This window comes from Arthrobacter sp. TRD_SC_6, assembly GCF_055361185.1.
In genome coordinates this window covers 713,359-736,164 of the sequence record NZ_CM143953.1, presented here as the reverse complement: position 1 = coordinate 736,164, position 22,806 = coordinate 713,359, and the positions used below count along the sequence as shown (strand labels likewise).

Here is a 22,806-nt window from a genome sequence, read left to right as displayed (position 1 = left end):
CTACTTCCCAAACCGCCGCAGCCGCAGCGAGTTCGCCACCACCAGCACGGAGCTGGCAGCCATCGCGGCCCCGGCCACCATCGGGTTCAGCAGACCGAGTGCGGCGATCGGGATGCCGATTGTGTTGTAGAAGAACGCCCAGAACAGGTTGCTCTTGATGGTTCCGAGCGTCTTACGGGACAGCTCAATCGCCTGGGCCACCTGCTCGAGGCTGTTGCCCATCACGGTGAGGTCAGCCGCCTCGATGGCGACGTCGGTACCCGATCCCATCGCGATCCCAAGGTCCGCCTGGGCCAGTGCTGCGGCGTCATTCACGCCGTCACCGGCCATCGCCACGGTGGCGCCCGCGGCCTGAAGCCGCTTCACGGCGTCGACCTTCCCCTCGGGCAGCACGTCGGCCATCACGTCCTCGGGAGCAATGCCCACTTCCGCGGCGATCTTCCGCGCAACGGCCGCGTTGTCGCCGGTGAGGAGCATCGGCCGCAGCCCCAGCTCCTTCAACCGCGCGATCGCAGCAGCCGAGGACTCCTTCACGGTGTCCTGCAGGCTGATCAGCCCGGCAACGTCGCCGTCCACGGCAACCCAGATCGCGGTGGAGCCCGCTTCCTGTTCCGCCGCGAGAGCCGAACGGTGGGCGTCGGTGATGTCGACGTCGTTCTCCTCCAGCCAGCCAACCCGCCCAGCCAGCACGACGGCGCCGCCAACTTCGCCACGCACGCCCCCGCCCGCTGAGCTCACGAAATCGGTCACCGGAGGGTGCCCGGGAACGGCCGCCGCGATGGCGTGGGCAATCGGGTGCTCGCTCGCGGACTCGACGGCGGCAGCGAGGCTGAGTACGTCCTCGCGGCTCCGCGAACCGAGTACGACGACGTCCGTCACCGCGAGCTGCCCGCTCGTCACCGTGCCGGTCTTGTCCAGCACGATGGTGTCGACGGTGCGGGTGTCCTCGAGGACCTGCGGTCCGCGGATCAGGATGCCCAGCTGGGCTCCACGGCCCGTGCCGGTCAGGAGAGCGGTAGGTGTGGCGAGCCCCAGCGCGCACGGGCAGGCGATCACCAGCACGGCGACGGCGGCGGTAAACGCGGCCTGGATGTCACCGGCGAGCACAGCCCACAGGAGGAAAGTCACGACGGCGATCACCAGAACCACCGGCACGAACACGGCGCTGATGCGGTCCGCCAGCCGGGCAATCGGTGCCTTGCCACTCTGGGCCTGGCTGACCAGCCGGCCCATCTGTGCGAGCGTGGTCTCACTGCCCACGCGCGTGGCACGGACAACAAGCCGCCCGGAGGTGTTGATGGTGGCGCCCGTCACCGTACTGTCCGGTCCAACCTCCACCGGCACGGATTCGCCCGTGATGAGCGAAGTGTCGATTGCACTGCGACCCTCGACCACAAAGCCGTCCGTCGCGATCTTCTCGCCGGGCCGGACAACAAACTCGTCACCATGGACCAACGACGACGCCGGCACCTTGACCTCGACGCGCTCGCCGTCCTGCTCGCGCAGCACGGCGGCATCCTTCGCGCCCAGGTTAAGGAGTGATTTCAGCGCATCCCCGGCACGCTTCTTGGCGTTCGCCTCGAGGTAGCGTCCGAGGAGCAGGAAGGTGACGACGACGGCGGCAACCTCGAAGTACAGCGAATGCTCGGTCATGCCGGCCATGTCCATGCCAGCGTGTGCGGTGATCATCGGGTCCGCGATCAGCTGACCCAGCGAGAACAGGTAGGCCGCGGTCACGCCGATCGACACGAGCGTGTCCATGGTGGAGGCGAAGTGGCGCGCGTTGATCGCAGCAGCTTTGTGGAAGGACCACGCGGACCACGTGACCACCGGCGTGGTCAGTGCGAGAACCACCCAACCCCAGTGCGCAAACTGGAGTGCGGGGATCATGGAGATCAGGAAGACCGGCACCGTAAGGATTGCAGCGGTGATCAGCCGCGGCCTGAGCTGCGATGCGGTCCCGCCGTGGGACATGTGGTCGTGGGAGCCGTGCTCACCTTCGAGCCCGTCCGCGGCAGGCTCGCCCTCGACCGACGGGCCGGTGTGCTGTGGACGCGACAGGCGCGCCGTGTAGCCGGTGGCGTTCACGGTGTCCACGATGTCCTGGTCGGAGATGTGGTCCGGAACTGTCACGACCGCCGATTCCAGCGGCAGGTTCACACTGGCCTCAACGCCGTCGAGCTTGCCCAGCTTGCGCTCCACACGGCCTACGCAGGAAGCGCAGGTCATGCCCTCGATATTCAGTTCCACGGTTCGGGTGGTTTTCGCTGTTGCTGGCTCGGTGGTCATGGCAGTCCTTCCTTCTCATGAGCGGGCTGGGCCCGCCTTTACTTACGCGTCGTTGGAAACGACGAGGTATCCGGCTTCCGCGACGGCCTCGCCAATCTGCTCGGAGTCAAGGTCACCCTCGGAGGTGACGGTTGCGGTGGAGACCCCGCCCTTGTTCAGTTCCACGGTGACGTCCTGGACGCCGTTGATCGATTTGATTTCCTCAGTGACCGAGTCAACGCAGTGGCCGCAGGTCATTCCCGAAATGCTGACGGTAGTGGTGCTCATGGTGTTCTCCTTATGGGGTTGTGAATTACGACGAAAGGATTCAGCGCAGCAGCCGGCTGATGGCCGCCGAGGCTTCCTGCACTTTCTCATTGACCGCCCGGGGGTTCCCGGAGGCCTGTGACTCATTTGCGGCGCCGACAACGCAGTGCGCAATGTGCTCCTCAAGGAGCCCGATGCTCACCGCGTGCAGGGCCTTGTTGACAGCGGATACCTGGGTGAGGACGTCGATGCAGTATTTGTCCTCCTCCACCATCCGCGCGATTCCGCGCACCTGTCCCTCGATGCGCTTGAGCCGTTTGAGATAGGCCTCTTTATCAGCGGTGTAGCCATGCTCGGTGGTTGTTTGCGTCATGATTTCTCCTTCGACTCCTCTAACCTATACCCCTTGGGGGTATCAGTCAAGTACCCCCTAGGGGTATCGTGCGGGAACGATTCGCGGCATGCCTTACGTTAGATACGAAGACACGAAAGGCATTCCCTCATGACCCTCAACCTTGAGGCGTGGCAAAAGCGCGTCCTCCTCGTACTAGGCTTGCTGGCCATCGCCGGTCTCTTTGCGCTCGCGTTCACCGCCGGGCGCGTAGCAGCGGCACCGCAGCACCCGGGCAACACCAGCCCTGACGCAGGCTTTTCCCGCGATATGCAGGTGCACCATTCCCAGGCCGTGGAGATGTCGCGCATCGTACGGGACAAAAGCGACGACGTCGTCATCCGCACCATCGCGTACGACATCGCCATGACCCAGCAGCACCAGATCGGCCAGATGTTCGGCTGGCTCGAGGAGTGGGGACTGCCGCAGAGCAGCGACGCAGAGCGGATGGCATGGATGGCCGGGAGTGCGCATGCGCACAGCAACGACAACGACGCCGGTAGTACAGGAGGGGACATGCTCACCTCCGAGGGGCTCATGCCGGGCATGGCCACTCCCGAGGAGATGGAAGCTCTTTCCGACGCCACCGGCGAAGACGCCGAGCGCCTCTATCTCGAGCTGATGATCGACCACCACACGGCCGGCGTCGACATGGCGCAGGCGGGAGCCGACCTGGCGGGGGACCCGGCAGTGCGGGGGCTCGCCGAGAAGATGGCAGCCGGTCAGGCCACGGAGATTACGGCCATGGAAGGCCTCTTGGAACAGCTCTAGGCTTCCAGCCCGGTAGATTAGACCCCAACCCCACGTAGACACAGAAGGAATCAGCGCGTTGAACAAGAAGCGAGCACAGGAGAACCTGGACCGGCAGTCCCGTTTGGCAGAGATTCAGTCCAAGCAGCGGGCCAGTGATCGTAAGCGGAACTCGTTCATCTTCGGTGGGATCGCGCTGGTCATTGTGGCAATCATCGTGGCCGTGAGCCTGGTGATCGTGCAGCAGGTTCAGGAGAATGACCGCATCGACGCGCTCGCATCACAGGACATTGAGGGTGTCGAAACCATTGACGTCACTTCCTTCAACCACGTCGAGGGTCCGGTGGAGTATGAGCAGGCGCCTCCCGTCGGCGGCGACCACAGTGCAATCTGGACCAACTGTGGCGTCTACACCCAGCCCATCCCGAACGAGAACACTGTGCACTCGATGGAGCACGGCGCTGTGTGGATCACGTACCAGTCCGACCTCCCTCAGTCCGAGATCGATGCCTTGACTGACGTCGTCGGTGACCGGACGTACGTCCTGTTGAGCCCGTACGAAGGCCAGGAGTCCCCGATCATGGCGTCGGCCTGGGGTCTGCAGCTGGGCGTGGATTCAGCTGACGATGACCGCCTGCGCGCGTTCCTCGCCAGGTACGTCCAGGGTGAGCAGACCCGCGAGCCCGGCGCATCCTGCAGTGGGGCGCTAGACCCTTCCGCCTAGAGAACCACCTGAATCGACTCTTCAATCTATTGGAGAGTCGATTCTATTTAAGGGCGGCGGCCGCCTCTGCAACCAGTTCCGCACTCGTGACGTCGTAGTCCTCTTCGCCGCCGCCGGGGCCGGACCTCCCTGAAGGTGCGATACACGGGCTGAGAGGTGAACGCCGTCGAGCCCGGCAAAGCCGGGAATGTCAGCAACCCGCACGCCGCCTCCGGCCTGGATCTGGGGCGAACCCGCTGCAAGAATCCGCAACCGCCGCAGCACGGCGGTGCCTTCTCCGGCCGCCGGCGCACCGCCTGAAGTCAGCACACGGTCGACGCCCAGCCCGCGCAGCTGCGCTACCAGCTCAGCGGGACCGGCACCTCCGGACAGGAGAACGTCCACGCACCGGTGCACCGTGACCTCGGCCGCAGAATTCTCCGCCCGGGCGGCATCGCGAAGGCGGTCAATAACCTCGACGTCCAGCGACTGATCCCCAGGTGTCAACGCCCCGACGACGACGCCGGCCGCCCCCGCGCGCATGGCGTACCTGACGTCCGCGATCATCAGGTCCACCTCGCCCGGCGTGTAGACGTATCCGCCGCCGCGGGGGCGGATGAGTACATGCACCCCAATGCCCACCGCAACCGCCTGCTCGATGGTGGCGATCGACGGCGTCAGGCCACCCATGCGGAGTGCGGCACACAGCTCTACCCTGTCCGCACCGTGCTCCAAGGCGATCCGCGCGCCCGCTGCATCATGGACTGCTATTTCCAGTGTTGGCTTCATCCTCTTCAGCGTACGCAGTCGGCCGGGAAATCCAGCCTGCCAGCGCTAGCGGGGAGTCCGCAGGGTCCAGAAGGCGAGCCCCGCTGCGGCCACCATGAGTGCCGCCCCGATCGCCGAGGTCAGCACAACGCCGCTGTCGAAGGCGTGGAATGCGGACTCAAGCAATACGGATCCGGTCTGGGCAGGCAACTCCGACGCTACGTTCACGGCGCCGCCCAGCGTTTCTGTCGCCGTCGTGCCCTGTTCTGCACTCAGCCCCGCGGGGAGCGCGAGGTTCTGCTGGTAGGAGGCGAGGAGGATGCTGCCGAGGAGGGCGGTGCCGAAGACGGAACCGACCTCGTACGCGGTTTCGGAGACCGCTGACGCCGCGCCGGCCTTGGGTGCCGGGACGCTGGCGAGGATCAGGTCGTTGGAAATAGTTTCCGAAGCGCCGACGCCCGTGCCCAGCAGGACGAAAGCCGTCATGAGTGTGGCTACGGAGCCGTCCTGGCCGCTCACCGCGACAAGCACGTACGCCAGCGCCGAGAGCAGCAGCGCCGCAGGCACCACAATGTGCGGAGGAACCCGCTTGACGATCGGCACCACGCCCAGACCGGCGGCAATCGTCATGACCAGGCCTGGCATCAGGATCATGCCGGCCTCAAGCGGGCTGTGCCCGAGCACCAACTGAAGGTGCTGCGATACGAAGTACAGGAATCCGACCAGCGCGAAGATCGCCAGCAGGTTCACCAGCACGGCGCCGGTGAACGGGCGGACGGCGAAGAGCCGAACGTCCAGCATGGGGTTCTCACGCGTGAGCTGCCGCCGCACGAACATGGTGCCCGCCACCAGGCCGACGACGACGGCGGCAACGGCTACCGCCGTCGACCCGCCTTTGGCGAAGGTCTTGATGGCAAACACGATCGGCAGCATGGTGCCTACCGAAAGGACGATGCTCGCGTAGTCGACGCGGCCAGGATTCGGGTCGGAGGACTCGGGCACCAGCGACGGCGTGACGGCGAGGAGGACCAGCAGCACGGGGACGGCGAGGAGGAATACCGAGCCCCACCAGAAGTGCTCGAGGAGCGCGCCGCCGACCAGGGGGCCGAGGGCCGCGCCGGCGGAGAAACCTGCAGCCCAGACGGCAATCGCAACCCGCCGCTGGTTGCGGTCGAGGAAGATGTTGCGGATGAGCGAGAGGGTCGAGGGCATCAGCATGGCCCCGAAGACACCCAGGCCGACGCGGGCAGCGACGAGGAATTCGGCGGTCGGCGAGAAGGCCGCAGCTACCGAGAACAGGGCGAAGCCGGTTGCGCCGATCATGAGGAGCCGACGCCGGCCGAATCGGTCGCCGAAACTGCCCATGGCCACCAGGAGGCCGGCAAGCACGAGGGGGTAGCTGTCGATGATCCACAGGAGCGTGGTGCCGCTGGTGTTGAATGCCAGCGAGATTTCCGGCATGGCGAAGCTGAGCACGGTGTTATCGACAGCCACCAGGAGTACGGGCAGCATCAGGGCAGCCAGGGCCAGCCATTCGCGGCGGCCGGCGCGGGGAGCGGCGGTAATGATGTTCGGGGCGTCGATGTACTGCGTCATGAGTTAAAGCTATACCGTCCAGCCGGTACAGTAAAGTCGAAGATCGCCAGTATGATGAACCTCATGGCCAGTGCCCGTGAACGGATCCTCGACAGTTACGAAGACATCCTTATCCGGGACGGTGAACGCAGCGCAACCATGGAGTCCGTTGCTGCCGCCGCTGAAGTCTCCAAGGGCGGACTGCTCTACCATTTCCGGTCGAAAGAGGCGCTGGTGGATGGGCTGGCTGAGCGGCTCGAAGCACTCGCCACCCGCGACCGTGAGCTCATGGCGGCAGATCCGGAAGGGCCGGCCCGCTTCTACGTGCGTACATCCATGTACGAGAACAGCCCGTTGGACCGTGCTCTGGTGGCCATGGCACGGCTGGCGCAGCAGGGTCACCCCAAGGCGCAGGCCACCTTCACGCTGATTCAGGAGGAGTGGCTGAACGCGCTCGAGCAGCACCTGGGGAGCCGTCAGGTTGCGCGGGCCATCAAGCTGATAGGCGACGGCCTTTACTACGACGCCGCCTTCTTTGACGGCGCAGGCTCGGAGCGTCAGACCGAAGCGGATCTCCGGGACGTCCTGTCGATCGTTGACCTGATTGTGCGCGAGGGCTCCATGCCGGGCGGCGCCTAACCCGGCCCACGGAACTGACCTGGGCCCGTGCGCCGGCCCTGCTGCGGGTCTACGATGCACCCATGACTGAGCGAACGTGGGCAGGGCACGTGTTCATCGGAATGAGCGTCGACGGCATGATCGCGCGGGAGGATGACAGCCTCGACTGGCTGACCGGCGGCGCCGCCGGCGAGGCGGATGACCCGCAGGAGTCGGGCTTCGTTGAGTTCATGCAATCGGTTGACCATATGGTCATGGGCCGCAGCACCTATGAGGTCGTCCTGGCAATGGGTGAATGGTTCTACGGGGATACGCCCGTCCTGGTGCTGAGTTCGTCCTTGCAGACCGAAGACCCCCGGGTGCGTGTGGTGCGTTCGCTTGAGGAAGCGGTGGCAGTGCTCGACGACGACGGCGCCCGCAACGTCTACGTCGACGGCGGCAGGACGGTGCGGACCTTCCTTGCGGCCGGGCTCATCCGGACGCTCACGCTGACCCGGGTCCCAGTGCTGATAGGCGCGGGCAAACCGCTTTTTGGGGCTTTGCCGGGTGACCTCCAGCTGCGCCTCGATGAGGTGAAGGAATTCAAGGGCGGCGCTGTCCAGACGCGCTATACAGTACTTTGACGCACAGCCCTTGACGCCGTCGTCGTACTGCCATAATCTACAACCAAATGGTTGTAGATGAGCTTTCAGATGCCGAGGTCGATCAGCTGTTCCACGCGCTGGCGGATGCCACGCGTCGGGACATAGTCGCCCGTGCCATCAGCGGGGACCACTCAGTATCGGCGCTGGCCGCCCACTACGCCATGAGTTTCGCAGCGGTGCAGAAGCACGTTGCGGTGCTGGAGCGGGCCTCCCTTGTCACGAAGGAGAAGCGCGGACGGGAGCAGATTGTGCGGGCCAACCTGGATGCAGTACGCAGGGCGCGGAAGCTGCTGGACGAGTTCGAGAAGATCTGGCGGGACCGGGTGGACCGGATCGCCGACATTCTTGCGGAGAAGTAGCACTACAACCGAAAGTCAGCAGAGAGGGCAGTAACCATGGCTGTAATCAGTACGAAAGAGGATCTTGAGGCCCTGAGCCTTGAGTTGGTCGCGGAGTTCGACGCCGGCGTCGAGCGTGTCTGGCAGATCTGGGAGGATCCCCGGCAGCTCGAGCGCTGGTGGGGCCCGCCGACCTGGCCTGCCACGTTCGAGAAGTTCGAGTTCCAGCCCGACGGCGATGCGCACTATTTCATGACCGGACCGGACGGGGAGAAGAGCCGCGGCTGGTGGAAGTTCACGTCAATCGACGCTCCCCGGACCCTCGCGTTCGATGACGGATTCGCCGATGAAAACTACGCGCCGAACGAGTCGATGGGCGAGACCCACGCCGTCGTACGCCTGGAAGAGGCTGACGGCGGCCGCACCCGCATGACCATCAGATCGACTTTCGAGAGCGTGGAACAGTTGCAGCAAATGGTCGAGATGGGCATGGAAGAGGGCATGAAGCAGGCGATGGGGCAGATTGACGCCATCCTCGCCGAGCGCGCTTCGGTGTAGCGGAGCCGAAGCTCGCAGGTGAGATCCGGAATCCCGGCGCGTCTGAAGAGACACGCCGGGATTTCAGTGTCCAGGCTCCGGTGAAGTGAATGGTTTATGCCCTGAGGGATGGTGACAAACAACTGAAGCAGTGCATCGAGCGTCACCAATTACTCCTCAATGCTGACGTAAGTTCCGCGGCGCCGACCTAGGGTTGGGGACGTGACCTCGACGTCGAATGTTCCACGATCCCGAATATCGTTTTTGGATCCCCCACGATGGGTGCGTGTCGCCGCGCATGCTGCGGCGCTGGCGCCTCTTCCGTCCGCTATCTGGCGAATCTCTTTGATCTTTGGGTTCTCGGGCGGATTCACCGAGCAGGGATTAATCGACCTCGATGTAGCCGGATGGGGATGGGCTTACCTTTTGGTGCTCAGCCTGCTGACAGAGTTTTTCGCTTTGTTGACCCTTGGTCTCATCAAGCCATGGGGGGAGGTTTTACCTCGTTGGGTGCCGTTGGTTGGCGGGCGTCTGGTCCCTAAGGTTCCGGTGGTTTCCGTGGCCCTCACCGGCGCCGCTTTGTTGACCTTCCTGTGGACTCCACTGCTCTTTTGGTGGAGTACCCCCCACCCTGACATGACTGTGTCCGGAGCGAACCTGGTCGGGCTTCTGTACCTCCCCCTGGTCGCTTGGGGTCCATTGCTCGCTGTAGTCACCATCTCTTATGCCAGACGGCGTCGCGCGACAGATCCTCTATACCAGCCACGCTAGCCGGCCCGTACGGACAGCCTGCGTTGCTTCTATGACTCGCGAACGGGAGATGAGAGTCGGTCGAATCCGTAGCCGCTCGGTCGGGTTGGTTGATTTGGGAGGTGTGGCATTGGGGTACACCCATATGTAACGCGTCAGGAAGAACCGTTACTGCGTTGCAGTGACGTTGGTTGCAGATTTATGCAGCAGATGTACGCACAGTTTCAGAGATGACTCACACATCGGGCACCAGCCGATTCTCGGCCGCTGAAAGGTGTCTCGCGAACGCTGGGTTTTGAGACGTCGAAAGTGCGATACGTGCTGCTAACCGTGCCACGCCGTCGCGGACGGTAGCCTTTGGGACCTGTGATTCGAATGGGGCTAGGTTCTCACCCGCACCGTAGTCGTCGAAATAGAGTGGGCCATGCAGGGCTATCCCCGGATGACGCGTTGTTCTCGTGCAGTGGAGATGGCTGCGGTGCGGTTGTCGACGCCTAGCTTTTCGTAGATGTGGACGAGGTGGGTTTTGACGGTTGCTTCACTGATGAAGAGCTCTTTGGCAATCTGGCGATTGGGCATTCCCGTTGCGAGGAGTCCTAGGATTTGGATCTCCCGGCTACTCAGTGACGGCGCAGGATTTTGAATTCGACCCATTATCCTGGCCGCCACTTTGGGTGCGAGAGCGGTCTGGCCGATCGCGGCTGACTGCACGGCCTGGCAGATTTGTTCTGGTGGCGCGTCCTTGAGCATGTATCCGCTGGCGCCGGCTTCAACTGCGGCCATGATGTCGGCGTCCGAGTCATACGTAGTCAGGATGAGCACAGGTGGTGCGGCGGTGAGTTTTTTGATTTCCCTGGTTGCAGTTACTCCGTCCATTCCTTCCCCCATTTGGAGGTCCATGAGAACGACGTCCACTCGTTGGGACAGGCTGATTGCTTTTTTCAGGGCGGATATCGCTTCGGTTCCGTCGGAAGCTTCCGCTACAACCGTGATTCCTTCGAAGTCGCTGAGCATGGCTCGTAGCCCGGCACGGACCACGGGATGATCGTCTACGAGGAGGACCTTGATCTCAGCCATGGGATTGTTCGCTTTCGAGGGGGTCCAGGGGCATCCGGATAGCAACAACCGTTCCCTCACCCGGGGCTGATTCGATTTCTACGATTCCGCCCATGGAAGTGACCCGTTCACGCACAGATCGGAGACCGAATCCTGTGCCGTCTAGCCGAACCGTCGGCTTTGCGAGAGCAGCGGGGGCGTCGAAGCCGGAGCCATTGTCGTAAATATCCATGGTGACGTCCGAGCCGATGAATCCGAGTGTCAGGACAGCAGTGCTGGCGTGGGCATGCTGGGCTACGTTGGACAGGGTTGATTGTGCGATCCGCAGCAGAGTGATTTCGTACGGTGGGGGCAACGGAACGGGGTCTCCGTCGAGTTCGAACCGGCACCGTAGGGTCGAACCTTGTGCTGCAGCCTCACGCTCGGTGTTAGCGCAGACACGGCGCAGCCTAACAATCAATGACTCTGCGCCGGCGTCGTAGGAGCTTAGCCCGCGTACGAAACGTCGTGCTTCATCGAGGTTCTCGGAAGCAACGGACTGAATAGTTCGGATTCTTTCCTTTGTGAGCGCAGTTGTCCCGGTATCGAGTGACTTTTCGGCGGCGCGGGAAATCAGGACGATACTGGACAGGCCTTGGGCCAGCGTGTCGTGAATCTCTCGGGCAAGTCGTTCGCGTTCAGCGATGACTCCCGATTCGTGCTGGGTTCGGGCAAGGGCTGCTCTGGTGTTGCGAAGTTCATCGAGCGCTCGGCGCTGGTTGACTCCCTCGGAGTAGAGGCTCTGGTAGACGATCGCCATGACCACTGCGAACACGGCACCGAAGCTGGGCCCGAGGATCATTGCCGCGTGTAGTTCCCCGCTTTGATTCCATTGCGCCGCTGATACCGCGCCAGTCATCAGGAGGACGGCCACAATGGCGTGTTTCGTGGTGAGCAGATGAAGGTGAAGAAAGAATAGTGGAAAAGCGAGCCATGAAAAGTCTGCGCTGAGAATTAGCAGGATCAACCACAGTGCGGTGATACTGGCCAGCCAAACTTTGCTGTAACGGCGTGGGTCCAAGTCCCAGAGGGGCGCCGCTCCGTCGGCCACACGCTTTTCGACGAGTGTCCCGGCGAGATAGAGGGCAGCCAGAACCACGGAAATCATGAGGGCAAACCAGCTGGCCGCCCGGTGTGGGGTCATCATTGTGCCGGCAGCGCCGACGACGAGGAGTGTTGCGAACCCCACATGAAGGGTCACGCGCAGCACCTTCAACACTGCTGCTCCTGCAAGAGGTTCGGGTACCGCAGCAGAAGAAGCTTTTCTCTCTGTTTCCCGAGTACTGCCGACGGCCTTAGTCGCTCCGGCGTCGGCATGGTCAGGCATGTGTCCACTTTATCGGCGCGGTATCGGGTAGGCATCAACCAAACGGTTGACCACTGAATCAACCCTGCAACGTCGACCAATCAACCGGGATCACGATGTGCCCGAATCCTATCCGTCGCAGAGTGGAAGTACGCCTTAAAAGGCGTACCAACGAACCAGATCACCTGCGGAAGAGGAACACAGCATGTACTTAGCACTACGAGATATTCGCTTCGCGAAGGGCCGTTTTGCCCTGATGGGATCCGTAGTTGCGCTGATCACGCTTCTGCTCGTCATGCTCTCCGGTCTCACCGCCGGACTGGCAAACCAGTCGACCTCTGGCATCGAGGAGCTTAACGCGACGACCATCGCATTCGGCGCTCCCGAGGGCGACGAGCCGAAAGCTTCCTACACCGAATCGCAGGTGAGCGCTGATCAACTCCGCGCCTGGCAACAGGCCGACGGGGTAGTGAACGCGGAAGCTCTGGGTATCAGCCAGGCTCGAATCCAATCCGGGGGAACCGCCAACGCTGCAGTCTTCGGATCGATTCCAGATGGTGCGCTGGCACCAGATCAACTGAGCACAGGCAGCGCCGTTGTCAGCAACCAGCTAGCCATCGATCTAGGACTCGCTGTCGGGGACACTGCCAGTATTAACGGCACCGACCTCCGGGTTGCGGCGATCATCGAAGACCAGTGGTACAGCCATACCCCGGTGGTTTGGACCACCCTGACGGATTGGCAGGACCTATCCCGTGCCTCCGCAGACACGGATGTCATCGGCACCGTCATCGCCGCCACGTACGACGACGCCGCGGGCCAGCTGACAGACATTGACCGGACGGCCGGAACAACCAGTGCCACCACGACGGAGAGCTTCAGCGCCCTGGCCTCCTTCGGGTCGGAGAACGGATCGCTAAAGATGATGCAGGGCTTCCTCTATGGGATTTCGGCTCTGGTAATAGTCGCGTTCCTGACTGTTTGGACAGTCCAACGCACCCGTGACATCGCCGTTCTCAAAGCCCTGGGCGGGTCAAACAAGTACATCCTTGGGGACGCGATGACCCAGGCAGCAATTGTCCTTATTGCAGGCACCAGCGTCGGAGGGATCCTGGGGCTGGGGGGCGGACTGATAGCCATCCAGGCCGCGCCCTTCACGATCTCACCCGCCACCACACTCGTCCCCATCATCGGCATCGTCCTGCTGGGCTTGGCCGGATCGGTGCTAGCGGTCCGCCGCGTCACCAAAATCGACCCGCTGATCGCCCTCGGCGGCAACTAAACCATCCACAGGCCTCACCCAGCAAACGAAAAGGGAAACCCCATGAACGGCACACCTACCCTGAACCTGGTCAACGTGACCCTTGAATACTCCGATGGCGACTCAGGCACCCTCAAAGCCCTAGACAACGTCAACCTCTCAGCCTCCGCAGGAACACTCACCTCACTCGTCGGGCCCTCGGGCTCCGGTAAGTCCAGTCTTCTGGCGGTCGCGGCGACCCTTGTCCGCCCAACCAGCGGACACATCACTATCAACGGAATCGATGCGACCACGCTGACCGATCAAGACCGAACAACACTGCGCCGCGAAGAGGTCGGCATCATTTTTCAACAACCAAACCTCCTGGCATCGCTGACCGCCATGGAGCAATTGATTGTGGGGGAACACCTGCGTGGTACCGCCCCTCGAGCCGCCCGCCCCCGCGCAATGGAAATGCTCGAAACGGTTGGCCTTTCCGATGCCGCCGGCCGCCGCCCACATCAGCTATCGGGCGGACAACGTCAACGCGTCAACATAGCCCGGGCCCTCATGGGCGAACCAACGGTACTGCTAGTCGATGAACCCACCGCGGCCCTGGACCACGAACGATCCGACTCGATCATCCGGTTGCTCTGCAGAATCACCCGAGAATTTCAGGTCGCGACGGTCATGGTCACCCACGACACCGAATTCGTTCCGCTTACCGACGCTGTCGCCGTCATGCGCGACGGCAGGCTCTCCGCATCCGAGCTCATCTCCTCCTAACAACCCTCACGGAACCAAACTAAGGAAGACCATGAAACGCCTCTACTACGCTGCCCTCACCTACATGATCCTGGGACTGGCCGCAGGCCTGTTCTACCGCGAATTCACCAAAACAAACGACTACACCGGGGACACCCAGCTCACAGTCACCCACACCCACATCCTGGCGCTTGGCATGCTCATGTTCCTGATCGTCCTCACCCTGGACAAACAATTCTCGCTATCTGAATCCAAGCTGTTTAGTTGGTTCTTCTGGCTCTACAACGCCGGCCTACTCACAACAGTCGCCATGCTGACCGTCAACGGAATTAACGAAGTCCGAGGCACCGCGGAAACATCCGCGGCTATCGCTGGCATAGCGGGGATAGGACACATCCTTCTTACTACTGGCCTGATCTGCCTCTTCCTCACACTAGGGCCGAGGGTAAAGGACAAAAGAATGAGCATCACGAAGCCCTTTAGCGAAACTCATCAAACCGGCTGAGATATCCAATTCACAGCTCCGCACTGAGTCTATTTGGCGAGGGTGGCTAGTAGCGGGCTTATCCGGTAGGGAATGGGTTGGCGAAGGAACATGCTTGTTCTGGTTCGGAGGATTCCTGGGCAGAGTCGTATTTCCTCTGATACCCGGTACAGATCATCGGGGTCCCGTGCCACTACCCGGCAGAGAAGGTCTGTTTCTCCCGCCGGGGCGAGGCATTCGATGACTTCCGGGATGGCACGCAAGCCCTCCACTGCAATGTCGATCCTGTGTTGGTCAAGCTCGGCCGCTACATGGGCGGAGATACCCATGCCGAGGGCTGCTGGATCGATCCGGACGCTGTTGGCCCTGAGCACTCCCAAGCGCTCGTACCGTTCCAAGCGGGCTTGAACGGTTCCGCGGGCGAGACCTGTGCGATGTGCGATCGCGAGGATGGTCATTCTGGGATCAGCGTCCAGCGCCTCGAGGACAGCACGATCGATCGCGTCATTAATCGGGCGTCCTGCTTTGTCGACAACCATGGCTTTCCTTCTTCTCGCGGTCAGGGTGACCAGTTTTGACGATCTAGCGGACTGAGGCGTAGTCAGATTGACCAGTACTTGTCCCTACTGTTGCACAGACAATCGATTTTCCGGCTAGATAGGTGACAGAACGCCCGGAAAGGTACAGCTTTTTTTGGGTTTCGGGAAGCATTCGAGGAGCACACCTCCTCCTCGGTTGCTGGAAGTGTGCTCCTACGACGAGTTACCGTCCGTCCGCTGCGTCATCCCTGCACGGTTTCCCACCACCTCACCTTCCGGTTGCCTCGCGGGAAGAATATGCCTACCACTGAAAGCGATTTTCCCCCAAGCAAATGGACTGTCCGCAAACGACGGTGCACAGAATTGGCGCTCCATATTCGCAAAACTGTTTGCCGCCGTGGCAAAATTGAGCGATGACCTCAGACTACGAATCCGTCCTCGACGCCGTCGGTCCACGCCTCCGCGCGCTGAGGGTTCAACGCAACCTGACGCTCAATGACGTGTCTGCAGCATCGGGGGTGTCGGTGAGCACCCTGTCCCGTCTCGAGTCCGGCCAGCGGCGCCCTAACCTCGAGCTGCTCCTGCCTATTGCGCAGTTGTACGGCGTACCGCTCGACGATCTGGTTGGCGCTCCGCTAACCGGCGATCCGCGGATCCACCTGCGGCCCATAGAGCACCACGGCATGACGGCCATTCCCCTGACGCGGCGCCCCGGCGGCGTCCAGGCCTTCAAGATGGTGCTCCCCGGAAACGCGCGTGGCACCGAGCCGAACCTGCAGGTCCACGAGGGTTACGAGTGGCTGTACATCCTGAACGGATCACTGCGGCTGGTACTTGGCGAGAATGATTTCGTGCTCGGGCCGGGCGAGGCCGCCGAGTTCGACACCCACACACCGCACTGGTTCGCGAGCGCCAACGGCCAGGCGGTGGAGTTCATCAGCCTCTTCGGCCAACAGGGCGAACGCATGCATGTCCGCGCCCGGCCGAAACTGTCCTGAAGTGTCCTGACCCCGGCCGAAGCCGGGTCAGGACCGGGGTCAGCGACAGATCAGGCCTTGACCGCCAGCACGTTGCACTTCGATCCCAGCAGTATGGCTTGCGCCGTCGATCCCATGATCAGTTTGCCAACCGGGGTGCGGTGGCGGAGCCCGATGACGATGAGGTCTGCTGAGTGACGCTCCGCCGCCTCAAGTACCACCTCCGCAGCGGTGTCCCGAGAGGTACCGTGATCCACTGTGAACTCGACCCCCGCATCCCGAAAGATCTCCTGAATCCGGGCCATGTCGTCGTCGTCGGCGTAGGCCGGGTCCACCAGGCGGTCGGCCCGGGTGGTATTGACGACGACGACGGCACCGCCCCGTTGCTTCGCCTCACCGATTGCTGCGGCAGCCGCAGCATCGCCAAGTGCGTTCGGCACATAGCCGAGCACGATCGAGCTCATCGTTCTCCGTCCTTCACGTTGACTGCTTCGGTATGAGGCTCAGTGGCGACCTCTGATTCCATCGCCTGCTGCCTGCGCCTAAGCCAGAAGGACAGGGCGAAAATGACCAGGAGTGCTATATAGATTCCCGCCGCGATCGGCGTGCTGACCAGGGCGATTGGGTCACCCTGAGAGATTGCCAGCGACCGCCGCAGCTGATCCTCAAAGATGGGGCCGAGGATGATCCCGACTACCAGCGGTGCAATGGGATAGCCATAGCGGCGCATGAAGAATCCCAGAACACCGACAATGAGCAGGATGAAAACGTCCACGGGCGTGAAGTTGACCGAGAAGGCCCCCATCGCTGCGAAAACGAGAATCCCTGCATAGAGATAAGGGCGGGGGATCTGGAGGATCTTCACCCAGATGCCCACGAGCGGCAGGTTCAGCACCAACAGCATCAGGTTGCCTACATAGAGGCTTGCGATGAGTGCCCATACCAGCGCGCCCTCGACCTCGAACAGCAGCGGACCGGGCTGGATGTTGTAGCGCTGGAACGCGACGAGCATCATTGCTGCTGTCGCCGTCGTCGGAATACCCAGGGTCAGCAGGGGGACCAGCACGCCAGCCGCAGCCGCATTGTTCGCGGCCTCCGGACCGGCAACTCCTTCGATGGCACCCTTGCCGAACTGCTTGCGCCGCTCACCCTTGGCAAGCTTTCGTTCCGACGCATAGGAAAGGAAGGTGGCGACGTCGGCCCCTCCGGCCGGGATGGTGCCGACCGGGAAGCCGATGAAGGTTCCGCGCAGCCAGGGCTTCCACGAGCGTTTCCAGTCTTCGCGCCGCATCCAGCTGGTCCAGCGTCCCGCAACCGGGATCACCTTGACCGGACCGTGGCGTAGCCGTGAAGCGACGTAGAGTGCCTCGCCGACGGCGAAGAGCGCCACCGCAACCAGGACGACGTCGATCCCGTCCGCGAGGAAGGGGCTACCGAATGTATAGCGCTGCTGCGCGGTAAGGGCGTCGACGCCCATGAGGGCGATGAACAGGCCAAGTGCCAGGGACGCCAGGCCCCGCAACGCTGAGGCCCCGAGCAACGCACCGACGGTCAGGAAAGCAACGATCATCAGGGCCACGTACTCGGTCGGCCCGATCTGCACCGCGAATTCGGCAACGTAGGGAGCGACGAAGCTCAGCAGCACCGTGGCGATCGTCCCCGCGATGAAGGAGCCGATCGCCGCCGTCGCAAGCGCTGCAGCTCCCCGGCCCGCCTTCGCCATCTTGTTGCCCTCGAGGGCTGTGACAATGGACGCTGATTCGCCGGGTGTGTTGAGCAGGATCGAGGTGGTGGAGCCGCCGTACATACCGCCGTAGTAGATCCCCGCGAAGACGATGATCGCCGCCGTGGGGTCGAGGCTGTAGGTGATGGGCATCAGCAGGGCAACGGTCATTGCCGGACCGATACCGGGCAGCACGCCGACGGCGGTTCCAACGAGCACTCCGCCCAGCGCATACAGCAGGTAGATGGGCTGCATGGCGACACTGAAGCCCTCAAGCAGTGCAAGGAAGTTATCCATTGAAGATTTCCACCCCTTCCAGGAGGAACCCCGGCGGCAGGGAGACGCCGAGCAGCCCGGCGAAGACGAACTGAAGGATCAGGGCGAGTACGACGGCGATAATCGCGTTACGCCACCAGGGCTTGGCTCCGAGGGACCAGGCGGCGCCAAAGAACAGCACGGCCGCCGCCACGGGCCAGCCCAGCGGGACGATGAGCGCGATGTGGACCGCAAGGAACCCGACGAGCTTGCCGACGGTGAGCCAGTCCGTCTTCACATTGGGATCAATATCCTCGCCCTCTTCGGCTGCGCCGGTGTGTCCGCGCAGCAACTGGATGACGAGACCGACCCCGATCACCACGAGGATCCCCGACACGATGAACGGGAAGACCTTGGGACCCACCACGCCAGCGGATGGGGGAACGGGAATACCTGCCCCGGCAACGAAGCCGATGACTCCGATCAGGACGATGATCCCCGCGAAGACGAGTTCTCCGATAGGCCGGGCGGGTGCGGCGTCAACACCGTTTCCGCCCGGCGACTGCTTGGTGGGAACGCTCATGACTGTTACAGCAGGCCGATCTCGGTGAGCGTGGTCTTGACCGTGGCGATGTCCTCTTCGAGGAAGGTACCGAATTCATCTCCGGCGAGGAATGCGTCCGACCACGCGTTCGTTTCGAGGGTGGCCTTCCAGGTCTCGGTTTCCGCCATTTCGGTGACCAGTGCCGTCAGCTCAGCAGCCTTCGCCTCGTCGATGTTTCCCGGTGCGACTACGCCGCGCCAGTTGGTCAGGACGAGGTCCACACCCTCGTCAGTGAGAGTTGGGACATCGGGAAGCTGGGCGGCTGGCTCCTCACCCGATACGGCGAGTGCGCGGAGCTTGCCGGCCTTCACCTGCTCTGCGTATTCACCCACACCGGAAATGCCGGCCTGCACCTTGTTGCCCAGCAGCGCGGCGAGCGATTCTCCACCACCCGAGTAGGGAATGTAGTTGAGGTTCTCCGGGCTGATACCGGATTCCTTCAGCATCTGGCCGGCCAGGATGTGGTCAGCTCCACCGGCGGATCCACCGGTCACCGCGACGCCCTGGCCGTCTGCCTTAATGGCTGAGAGGAGATCATCGATGGTTTCGAAAGGGGAGTCCGCGGGTACGACGACGATCAGCGGCTCTTCCGTGAGCCTGGCAATCGGTGTGGTGTCCTCGATCCGGTTGGCTGCTGCGTTGGTTTCCACGGCACCGACCATGACGTAACCCATGACCATCAACGTGTCAGGGTTCTGCTCGGTCGCCAGCTGTGCCAGGCCGTTTGTGCCGCCCGCACCGCCTACGTTCACGACGGACGCGTTGCCCACCAAGTCGTTTTCCTGCAGGTCCTTCTGCATTGCACGCCCGGTCTGGTCCCAACCGCCACCGGGATCGGCGGGAACGATGATGTTGAGCCGATCGATACCGGCCTCCTCAGATCCACCGCCGGTGGAGCTGCCGCATGCGGACAGGGCGAGGACAGATGCGAGGCCGATGGTGCCCACAGCCGAAAAGCGCTTCATTGTGCTATCGAGCTTCATTGTGACGGGGTTCCTTCCTAGAACGGGTCAGAACATGTGATGTGCCTCACCACAGGTTCTGGTCAAGCGTAGGGAGGGGAATTTGGTTTAGGAACCATACGGTCACAACGTGCTTAGTGGTCTTTATGAACATGGAATCAACGGCCCTCCATACCGTTCTACGTGCCAAAATGTAAAGATGATCCGGTCAATGTCGCTTAGATCACAGTTGTTCTTCCTGCAACTGCTGATCGTGCTGGTCGTTGTGCTTGTAGCCGGTTCAGTGGCGGTGCGGATGCAGGAGCAGCAGATCCGCGACGCCTACCAGTCGCGAATGGTCGGAGTAGCCCGCTCTGTTGCCCAGTTGCCGTCTGTCGTTGACGCCTTTGATGACCCCGACCCCAGTTCGGTGATCCAGCCCATCGCCGAGCTCACCACCCAGGCAACCGGCGTCACCTACGTAGTGGTGACCGACGACGCCGGGATCCGCTACTCGCACCCCAACCCGGACCTGATTGGGCGGATGGTCTCCACAGACCCGTCCGTTCCGCTGTCCGGTGAGACCTTCATCGGCACGCAGACCGGAACGCTCGGAGAATCCTGGCGGGTGAAGGTGCCGATCTGGGCTGACGACGGAACCATCATCGGGACCGCGTCCGTGGGAACGCTCGAGTCAACCCTCGCTGCCGACCTGCAGGAAGACCTGCCGGAGCTCCTCGGGTGGCTGGTCATTGCTGCGCTCGCCGGAACCGCCGGTTCAATCTGGATCTCCCGCCTGATCTGGCTGAGGATCTACCAGCTTGAACCGGAAGAGATAGCCGGGCTGCTGGAAACCCGGGACGCCATGATTCACGGGATCGGGGAGGGCGTCGTCGCAGTTGACGAGCAGGGCCGGATCGCGGTGCTCAATGACGAAGCCAAGAGATTGCTCGATCTCGGGGACGACGCCCAGGGGCGGCTCGCCAGGGACGTACTTGAGCCCGCGCTGGACCGGATGTTCGGTTTGGCGGGCGATGCTGATGAAACGGTCCTCGTGGGGGAGCGGGTGCTCCTCGCACGGGCGAGTGACGCCGTCGTCGACGGTCGCCGGGTGGGCAGCGTCCTCATCCTGCGTGACCGGACCGAACTGCACCAGCTACTGCTGGACCTCGACGGCGCCCGCGACGTCACCCAGGCGCTGCGAAGCCAGGCCCACGAGTTCGCCAACAAGATGCACGTCATTTCCGGGCTGTTGGAACTTGGGCGCACCAGCCAGGCGGTGGACTTCATTTCCCGTTCCGGCCACGGCGGCTCGGTTGTCTCCGGTGAACTGTCACCGGGAGTGACGGACCCTGACGTCGCGAGCCTGCTCATGGCCAAGAGCACCATCTGCGCGGAGAAGGGCATTTCCCTGCTGGTGGATGAAGGTTCCACCCTTGACCCGGACGGCAGCACTGACCCAGTGACGGTGCTCGGCAACCTGATTGACAACGCGATGGAAGCGATCGGGTCCAACGGTGTCATTCATGTTCGGCTCGATACCCATGAGCAGGGATGCTCGCTTACGGTGTCGGACAACGGTCCCGGCATTCCTGAGGAGCTGCACGAGCGCATCTTTTCCTCCGGTTTCTCGACGAAGGAATCCGCGGGGGCGGGCTCGCGCGGATTCGGCCTGGCACTGGTCCAGCGGGTCGCGCAACGCCGAAATGGTGCTGTGATCATCGAAGAGTCCGTGCTCGGGGGTGCGGAGATAACTGTCACACTGGGCCCCGACCCGACTGATGACCGCGCGGCACGGACGGCCCACCGGGAACCGCTGGTGCTGTGAGGGCCATCAGGACGCTGGTCGTCGATGACGACCAGGAAATTGCCGGTGTTCACACGGGGTTCCTGCTGGCGCATGGCGGCTTCGAGGTCGTCGGCGTCGTCCACTCGGGGGAGGCCGCGCTGGCGAAGATCCGCGCGCTGAAGCCGGAGTTGGTGCTGCTCGATATCCACTTGCCGGATATTTCCGGGATCGAGGTGCTGCGCGCCGCGAGGAATCTGCCTGGCGAACCCGTGGACATCATCGCCATCACCGCGGCGCGGGAGCTCGAAACTGTTCGCGCGGCCATGGCAGGTGGGGTGCTGCACTATCTGGTGAAGCCGTTCAATTCGCGCGTGCTGATGCAACGGCTCGACGACTACGTGCAGCACCGGACGAGGATCCTGGAGCATAGCTCCTCGAAGTCGGGCCTTGATCAGGAGAGAATCGACAGGTTGCTGGCAACTGTGCCAGACGGTGGTCCCGCAGGCCGTCCGCCCATCTCCCGGGGAGTGCCCAAAGGGCTCTCGGAACCGACCCTGGAATCAGTGATCGGAGCGCTGCGTTCGGCGCCGGACGGTGCGTCAGCGTCCGAGATCGCAACTCGGTTAGGCCTTGCGAGGGTGAGCGCGCGCCGGTACCTCGAGTTTCTCGTTACCCAGGGCAGCGCGCGCATTGTGCCGAAGTACGGGACGGCGGGACGGCCGGAAAAGTTCTACGTCTGGACGCGCGCGTAAACATTCAGACGTGTCGCAGGTACCGCTCAGGCGCTTTCAGGAACTCGCGCCAGTTGTGGACGAGGTCCAGGTCCTCCCAGGCTCGCTCCCGCAAGCCCCAGTCACCCACTTCGAGGATGCGCGCACCTGGCAGGGCGGCGAGCAGGGGCGAGTGCGTGGACAGAATCACCTGCGACTTCCCTTCCGCGAGCAACTGTTTCAGGACCCCCGCCAGGGCAAGGCAGCCGGAAAAGGACAGCGCTGACTCGGGCTCATCGAGCACCCAGAGCCCCGCTCCACGGAACCGGTCCACGGCGAGCTCGAGGAAGGATTCGCCGTGTGACATCTCGTGGAAAGCCGCGTCACGCGGCCCAGGATTCTTCTCCAGGTAGGTGAAGAACCCGTGCATGGTTTCGGCCCGGAGGAAGTACCCACGCCGGGTGGTCCCGGCGTTGCGGACCAGCTGCAGGTGCTCGGACAGCTCAGACTCGGAAGCCCGCGTACGGTGCATCGCGCCCGTCGAGCCGCCTTCCACCGAAAGCCCGTACGCAGCCGCGATTGCCTCCACCAGTGTGGACTTACCTGACCCGTTCTCTCCGACGAAGATTGTCGCAGGTCCGAGGTCCAGGCCCTTCTCGAGCAGCTGTGCAACTGGTGGCAGCGTGGCCGGCCACTTACCGCGCTCGAGAGGCTCTGCCTGCCGCTCCTCAAGCCGCCGAATGGGGTACCGGTCGAATGCCATGACCCC

General features: G+C 62.9%; 25 protein-coding genes. 12 read left to right on the top strand and 13 right to left on the bottom strand.

Going from position 1 to position 22,806, the window contains the following annotated elements; translation table 11 throughout:
- From ACWA1U_RS03615 to ACWA1U_RS03605, 3 genes are read right to left on the bottom strand one after another with little or no spacing between them, the layout of a single operon-like run.
- Positions 1-2,289 carry a heavy metal translocating P-type ATPase gene (locus tag ACWA1U_RS03615; protein ID WP_463723988.1) on the bottom strand — a complete coding sequence of 763 codons (2,289 nt, stop codon included), beginning with the start codon at positions 2,287-2,289 and terminating at the stop codon, positions 1-3.
- A 42-nt stretch (positions 2,290-2,331) separates the two neighbouring features.
- A complete protein-coding gene (locus tag ACWA1U_RS03610; RefSeq protein ID WP_463723987.1) occupies positions 2,332-2,556 on the bottom strand; it encodes a heavy-metal-associated domain-containing protein in 225 nt (74 codons plus the stop codon).
- Between the two features lie 40 nt (positions 2,557-2,596).
- Positions 2,597-2,908, bottom strand: coding sequence for a metal-sensitive transcriptional regulator (locus tag ACWA1U_RS03605; RefSeq protein ID WP_463723986.1), 312 nt, complete (start codon positions 2,906-2,908; stop codon positions 2,597-2,599).
- Between the two features lie 129 nt (positions 2,909-3,037).
- Between ACWA1U_RS03605 and ACWA1U_RS03600 the strand changes: the two genes are divergently transcribed.
- Positions 3,038-3,697: a DUF305 domain-containing protein gene (locus ACWA1U_RS03600; RefSeq protein WP_463723985.1), complete on the top strand. Its 660-nt coding sequence runs from the start codon at positions 3,038-3,040 to the stop codon at positions 3,695-3,697.
- 58 nt (positions 3,698-3,755) lie between these two features.
- Entirely contained in the window at positions 3,756-4,400 is a 645-nt protein-coding gene (locus ACWA1U_RS03595) for a DUF3105 domain-containing protein (protein WP_463723984.1), read from the top strand.
- Between the two features lie 21 nt (positions 4,401-4,421).
- Here ACWA1U_RS03595 and ACWA1U_RS03590 read toward each other — a convergent pair whose 3' ends face one another.
- Positions 4,422-5,168, bottom strand: coding sequence for a copper homeostasis protein CutC (locus tag ACWA1U_RS03590; RefSeq protein WP_463723983.1), 747 nt, complete (start codon positions 5,166-5,168; stop codon positions 4,422-4,424).
- 45 nt (positions 5,169-5,213) lie between these two features.
- Positions 5,214-6,743 (bottom strand): MFS transporter, encoded by a 1,530-nt coding sequence (locus ACWA1U_RS03585; protein WP_463723982.1) that lies wholly within the window; start codon positions 6,741-6,743, stop codon positions 5,214-5,216.
- Positions 6,744-6,794: 51 nt separating this feature from the next.
- Between ACWA1U_RS03585 and ACWA1U_RS03580 the strand changes: the two genes are divergently transcribed.
- The 4 genes from ACWA1U_RS03580 to ACWA1U_RS03565 all read left to right on the top strand — a co-directional run bounded on the left by ACWA1U_RS03580 (position 6,795) and on the right by ACWA1U_RS03565 (position 8,880).
- Positions 6,795-7,361, top strand: coding sequence for a TetR/AcrR family transcriptional regulator (locus tag ACWA1U_RS03580; protein WP_463723981.1), 567 nt, complete (start codon positions 6,795-6,797; stop codon positions 7,359-7,361).
- Positions 7,362-7,423: 62 nt separating this feature from the next.
- Positions 7,424-7,963, top strand: coding sequence for a dihydrofolate reductase family protein (locus ACWA1U_RS03575; RefSeq protein WP_463723980.1), 540 nt, complete (start codon positions 7,424-7,426; stop codon positions 7,961-7,963).
- 47 nt (positions 7,964-8,010) lie between these two features.
- Entirely contained in the window at positions 8,011-8,343 is a 333-nt protein-coding gene (locus tag ACWA1U_RS03570; protein WP_463723979.1) for an ArsR/SmtB family transcription factor, read from the top strand.
- 36 nt (positions 8,344-8,379) lie between these two features.
- Positions 8,380-8,880, top strand: coding sequence for an SRPBCC family protein (locus ACWA1U_RS03565; RefSeq protein ID WP_463723978.1), 501 nt, complete (start codon positions 8,380-8,382; stop codon positions 8,878-8,880).
- Positions 8,881-10,041: 1,161 nt separating this feature from the next.
- Here ACWA1U_RS03565 and ACWA1U_RS03560 read toward each other — a convergent pair.
- Together ACWA1U_RS03560 and ACWA1U_RS03555 are read right to left on the bottom strand one after the other, a co-directional pair.
- Complete coding sequence (locus ACWA1U_RS03560; RefSeq protein ID WP_463723977.1) at positions 10,042-10,686, bottom strand: response regulator; 645 nt, start codon at positions 10,684-10,686, stop codon at positions 10,042-10,044.
- Complete coding sequence (locus tag ACWA1U_RS03555) at positions 10,679-12,031, bottom strand: sensor histidine kinase (protein WP_463723976.1); 1,353 nt, start codon at positions 12,029-12,031, stop codon at positions 10,679-10,681. Before ACWA1U_RS03555 ends, ACWA1U_RS03560 begins: the two co-directional genes overlap by 8 nt.
- A 184-nt stretch (positions 12,032-12,215) precedes the next feature.
- Between ACWA1U_RS03555 and ACWA1U_RS03550 the strand changes: the two genes are divergently transcribed.
- Genes ACWA1U_RS03550 through ACWA1U_RS03540 form a run of 3 tightly spaced genes read left to right on the top strand, consistent with a single transcriptional unit; the run spans position 12,216 to position 14,520 of the window.
- Positions 12,216-13,292 (top strand): ABC transporter permease, encoded by a 1,077-nt coding sequence (locus tag ACWA1U_RS03550; protein WP_463723975.1) that lies wholly within the window; start codon positions 12,216-12,218, stop codon positions 13,290-13,292.
- Between the two features lie 42 nt (positions 13,293-13,334).
- Complete coding sequence (locus ACWA1U_RS03545; protein ID WP_463723974.1) at positions 13,335-14,036, top strand: ABC transporter ATP-binding protein; 702 nt, start codon at positions 13,335-13,337, stop codon at positions 14,034-14,036.
- A 31-nt stretch (positions 14,037-14,067) separates the two neighbouring features.
- Positions 14,068-14,520 (top strand): DUF2871 domain-containing protein, encoded by a 453-nt coding sequence (locus tag ACWA1U_RS03540; RefSeq protein WP_463723973.1) that lies wholly within the window; start codon positions 14,068-14,070, stop codon positions 14,518-14,520.
- 29 nt (positions 14,521-14,549) lie between these two features.
- Here ACWA1U_RS03540 and ACWA1U_RS03535 read toward each other — a convergent pair whose 3' ends face one another.
- Entirely contained in the window at positions 14,550-15,038 is a 489-nt protein-coding gene (locus ACWA1U_RS03535; RefSeq protein ID WP_463723972.1) for an Lrp/AsnC family transcriptional regulator, read from the bottom strand.
- 413 nt (positions 15,039-15,451) lie between these two features.
- Between ACWA1U_RS03535 and ACWA1U_RS03530 the strand changes: the two genes are divergently transcribed.
- Complete coding sequence (locus ACWA1U_RS03530) at positions 15,452-16,036, top strand: helix-turn-helix domain-containing protein (protein ID WP_463723971.1); 585 nt, start codon at positions 15,452-15,454, stop codon at positions 16,034-16,036.
- 50 nt (positions 16,037-16,086) lie between these two features.
- Here ACWA1U_RS03530 and ACWA1U_RS03525 read toward each other — a convergent pair whose 3' ends face one another.
- From ACWA1U_RS03525 to ACWA1U_RS03510, 4 genes are read right to left on the bottom strand one after another with little or no spacing between them, the layout of a single operon-like run.
- Positions 16,087-16,479: a universal stress protein gene (locus ACWA1U_RS03525; RefSeq protein WP_463723970.1), complete on the bottom strand. Its 393-nt coding sequence runs from the start codon at positions 16,477-16,479 to the stop codon at positions 16,087-16,089.
- Positions 16,476-18,035 (bottom strand): tripartite tricarboxylate transporter permease, encoded by a 1,560-nt coding sequence (locus ACWA1U_RS03520; RefSeq protein WP_463723969.1) that lies wholly within the window; start codon positions 18,033-18,035, stop codon positions 16,476-16,478. Before ACWA1U_RS03520 ends, ACWA1U_RS03525 begins: the two co-directional genes overlap by 4 nt.
- Complete coding sequence (locus tag ACWA1U_RS03515) at positions 18,028-18,576, bottom strand: tripartite tricarboxylate transporter TctB family protein (RefSeq protein WP_463723968.1); 549 nt, start codon at positions 18,574-18,576, stop codon at positions 18,028-18,030. The genes ACWA1U_RS03520 and ACWA1U_RS03515 overlap by 8 nt, the downstream gene beginning before the upstream one ends.
- Positions 18,577-18,581: 5 nt before the next feature.
- Positions 18,582-19,580 carry a Bug family tripartite tricarboxylate transporter substrate binding protein gene (locus ACWA1U_RS03510; protein ID WP_463723967.1) on the bottom strand — a complete coding sequence of 333 codons (999 nt, stop codon included), beginning with the start codon at positions 19,578-19,580 and terminating at the stop codon, positions 18,582-18,584.
- Between the two features lie 190 nt (positions 19,581-19,770).
- On the opposite strand from ACWA1U_RS03510, the gene ACWA1U_RS03505 reads away from it, so the two are divergent.
- The gene (locus ACWA1U_RS03505) at positions 19,771-21,366 is read left to right on the top strand and encodes an ATP-binding protein (RefSeq protein ID WP_463723966.1); all 1,596 of its coding nucleotides are present in this window, start codon (positions 19,771-19,773) and stop codon (positions 21,364-21,366) included.
- Positions 21,363-22,079, top strand: coding sequence for a response regulator (locus tag ACWA1U_RS03500; protein WP_463723965.1), 717 nt, complete (start codon positions 21,363-21,365; stop codon positions 22,077-22,079). The genes ACWA1U_RS03505 and ACWA1U_RS03500 overlap by 4 nt, the downstream gene beginning before the upstream one ends.
- Before the next feature lie 4 nt (positions 22,080-22,083).
- Here ACWA1U_RS03500 and ACWA1U_RS03495 read toward each other — a convergent pair whose 3' ends face one another.
- Positions 22,084-22,800, bottom strand: coding sequence for an AAA family ATPase (locus ACWA1U_RS03495; protein WP_463723964.1), 717 nt, complete (start codon positions 22,798-22,800; stop codon positions 22,084-22,086).
- Positions 22,801-22,806 lie beyond the last annotated feature (6 nt).

What these genes read in the sequence shown, in the direction of transcription:
- ACWA1U_RS03615 (WP_463723988.1), bottom strand. Translation starts at nt 2,289, where the DNA reads ATGACCACCGAGCCAGCAACAGCGAAAACCACCCGAACCGTGGAACTG.
- ACWA1U_RS03610 (WP_463723987.1), bottom strand. Translation starts at nt 2,556, where the DNA reads ATGAGCACCACTACCGTCAGCATTTCGGGAATGACCTGCGGCCACTGC.
- ACWA1U_RS03605 (WP_463723986.1), bottom strand. Translation starts at nt 2,908, where the DNA reads ATGACGCAAACAACCACCGAGCATGGCTACACCGCTGATAAAGAGGCC.
- ACWA1U_RS03600 (WP_463723985.1), top strand. Translation starts at nt 3,038, where the DNA reads ATGACCCTCAACCTTGAGGCGTGGCAAAAGCGCGTCCTCCTCGTACTA.
- ACWA1U_RS03590 (WP_463723983.1), bottom strand. Translation starts at nt 5,168, where the DNA reads ATGAAGCCAACACTGGAAATAGCAGTCCATGATGCAGCGGGCGCGCGG.
- ACWA1U_RS03585 (WP_463723982.1), bottom strand. Translation starts at nt 6,743, where the DNA reads ATGACGCAGTACATCGACGCCCCGAACATCATTACCGCCGCTCCCCGC.
- ACWA1U_RS03580 (WP_463723981.1), top strand. Translation starts at nt 6,795, where the DNA reads ATGATGAACCTCATGGCCAGTGCCCGTGAACGGATCCTCGACAGTTAC.
- ACWA1U_RS03575 (WP_463723980.1), top strand. Translation starts at nt 7,424, where the DNA reads ATGACTGAGCGAACGTGGGCAGGGCACGTGTTCATCGGAATGAGCGTC.
- ACWA1U_RS03570 (WP_463723979.1), top strand. Translation starts at nt 8,011, where the DNA reads ATGGTTGTAGATGAGCTTTCAGATGCCGAGGTCGATCAGCTGTTCCAC.
- ACWA1U_RS03565 (WP_463723978.1), top strand. Translation starts at nt 8,380, where the DNA reads ATGGCTGTAATCAGTACGAAAGAGGATCTTGAGGCCCTGAGCCTTGAG.
- ACWA1U_RS03560 (WP_463723977.1), bottom strand. Translation starts at nt 10,686, where the DNA reads ATGGCTGAGATCAAGGTCCTCCTCGTAGACGATCATCCCGTGGTCCGT.
- ACWA1U_RS03555 (WP_463723976.1), bottom strand. Translation starts at nt 12,031, where the DNA reads ATGCCTGACCATGCCGACGCCGGAGCGACTAAGGCCGTCGGCAGTACT.
- ACWA1U_RS03550 (WP_463723975.1), top strand. Translation starts at nt 12,216, where the DNA reads ATGTACTTAGCACTACGAGATATTCGCTTCGCGAAGGGCCGTTTTGCC.
- ACWA1U_RS03545 (WP_463723974.1), top strand. Translation starts at nt 13,335, where the DNA reads ATGAACGGCACACCTACCCTGAACCTGGTCAACGTGACCCTTGAATAC.
- ACWA1U_RS03540 (WP_463723973.1), top strand. Translation starts at nt 14,068, where the DNA reads ATGAAACGCCTCTACTACGCTGCCCTCACCTACATGATCCTGGGACTG.
- ACWA1U_RS03535 (WP_463723972.1), bottom strand. Translation starts at nt 15,038, where the DNA reads ATGGTTGTCGACAAAGCAGGACGCCCGATTAATGACGCGATCGATCGT.
- ACWA1U_RS03530 (WP_463723971.1), top strand. Translation starts at nt 15,452, where the DNA reads ATGACCTCAGACTACGAATCCGTCCTCGACGCCGTCGGTCCACGCCTC.
- ACWA1U_RS03525 (WP_463723970.1), bottom strand. Translation starts at nt 16,479, where the DNA reads ATGAGCTCGATCGTGCTCGGCTATGTGCCGAACGCACTTGGCGATGCT.
- ACWA1U_RS03520 (WP_463723969.1), bottom strand. Translation starts at nt 18,035, where the DNA reads ATGGATAACTTCCTTGCACTGCTTGAGGGCTTCAGTGTCGCCATGCAG.
- ACWA1U_RS03515 (WP_463723968.1), bottom strand. Translation starts at nt 18,576, where the DNA reads ATGAGCGTTCCCACCAAGCAGTCGCCGGGCGGAAACGGTGTTGACGCC.
- ACWA1U_RS03510 (WP_463723967.1), bottom strand. Translation starts at nt 19,580, where the DNA reads ATGAAGCTCGATAGCACAATGAAGCGCTTTTCGGCTGTGGGCACCATC.
- ACWA1U_RS03505 (WP_463723966.1), top strand. Translation starts at nt 19,771, where the DNA reads ATGTCGCTTAGATCACAGTTGTTCTTCCTGCAACTGCTGATCGTGCTG.
- ACWA1U_RS03495 (WP_463723964.1), bottom strand. Translation starts at nt 22,800, where the DNA reads ATGGCATTCGACCGGTACCCCATTCGGCGGCTTGAGGAGCGGCAGGCA.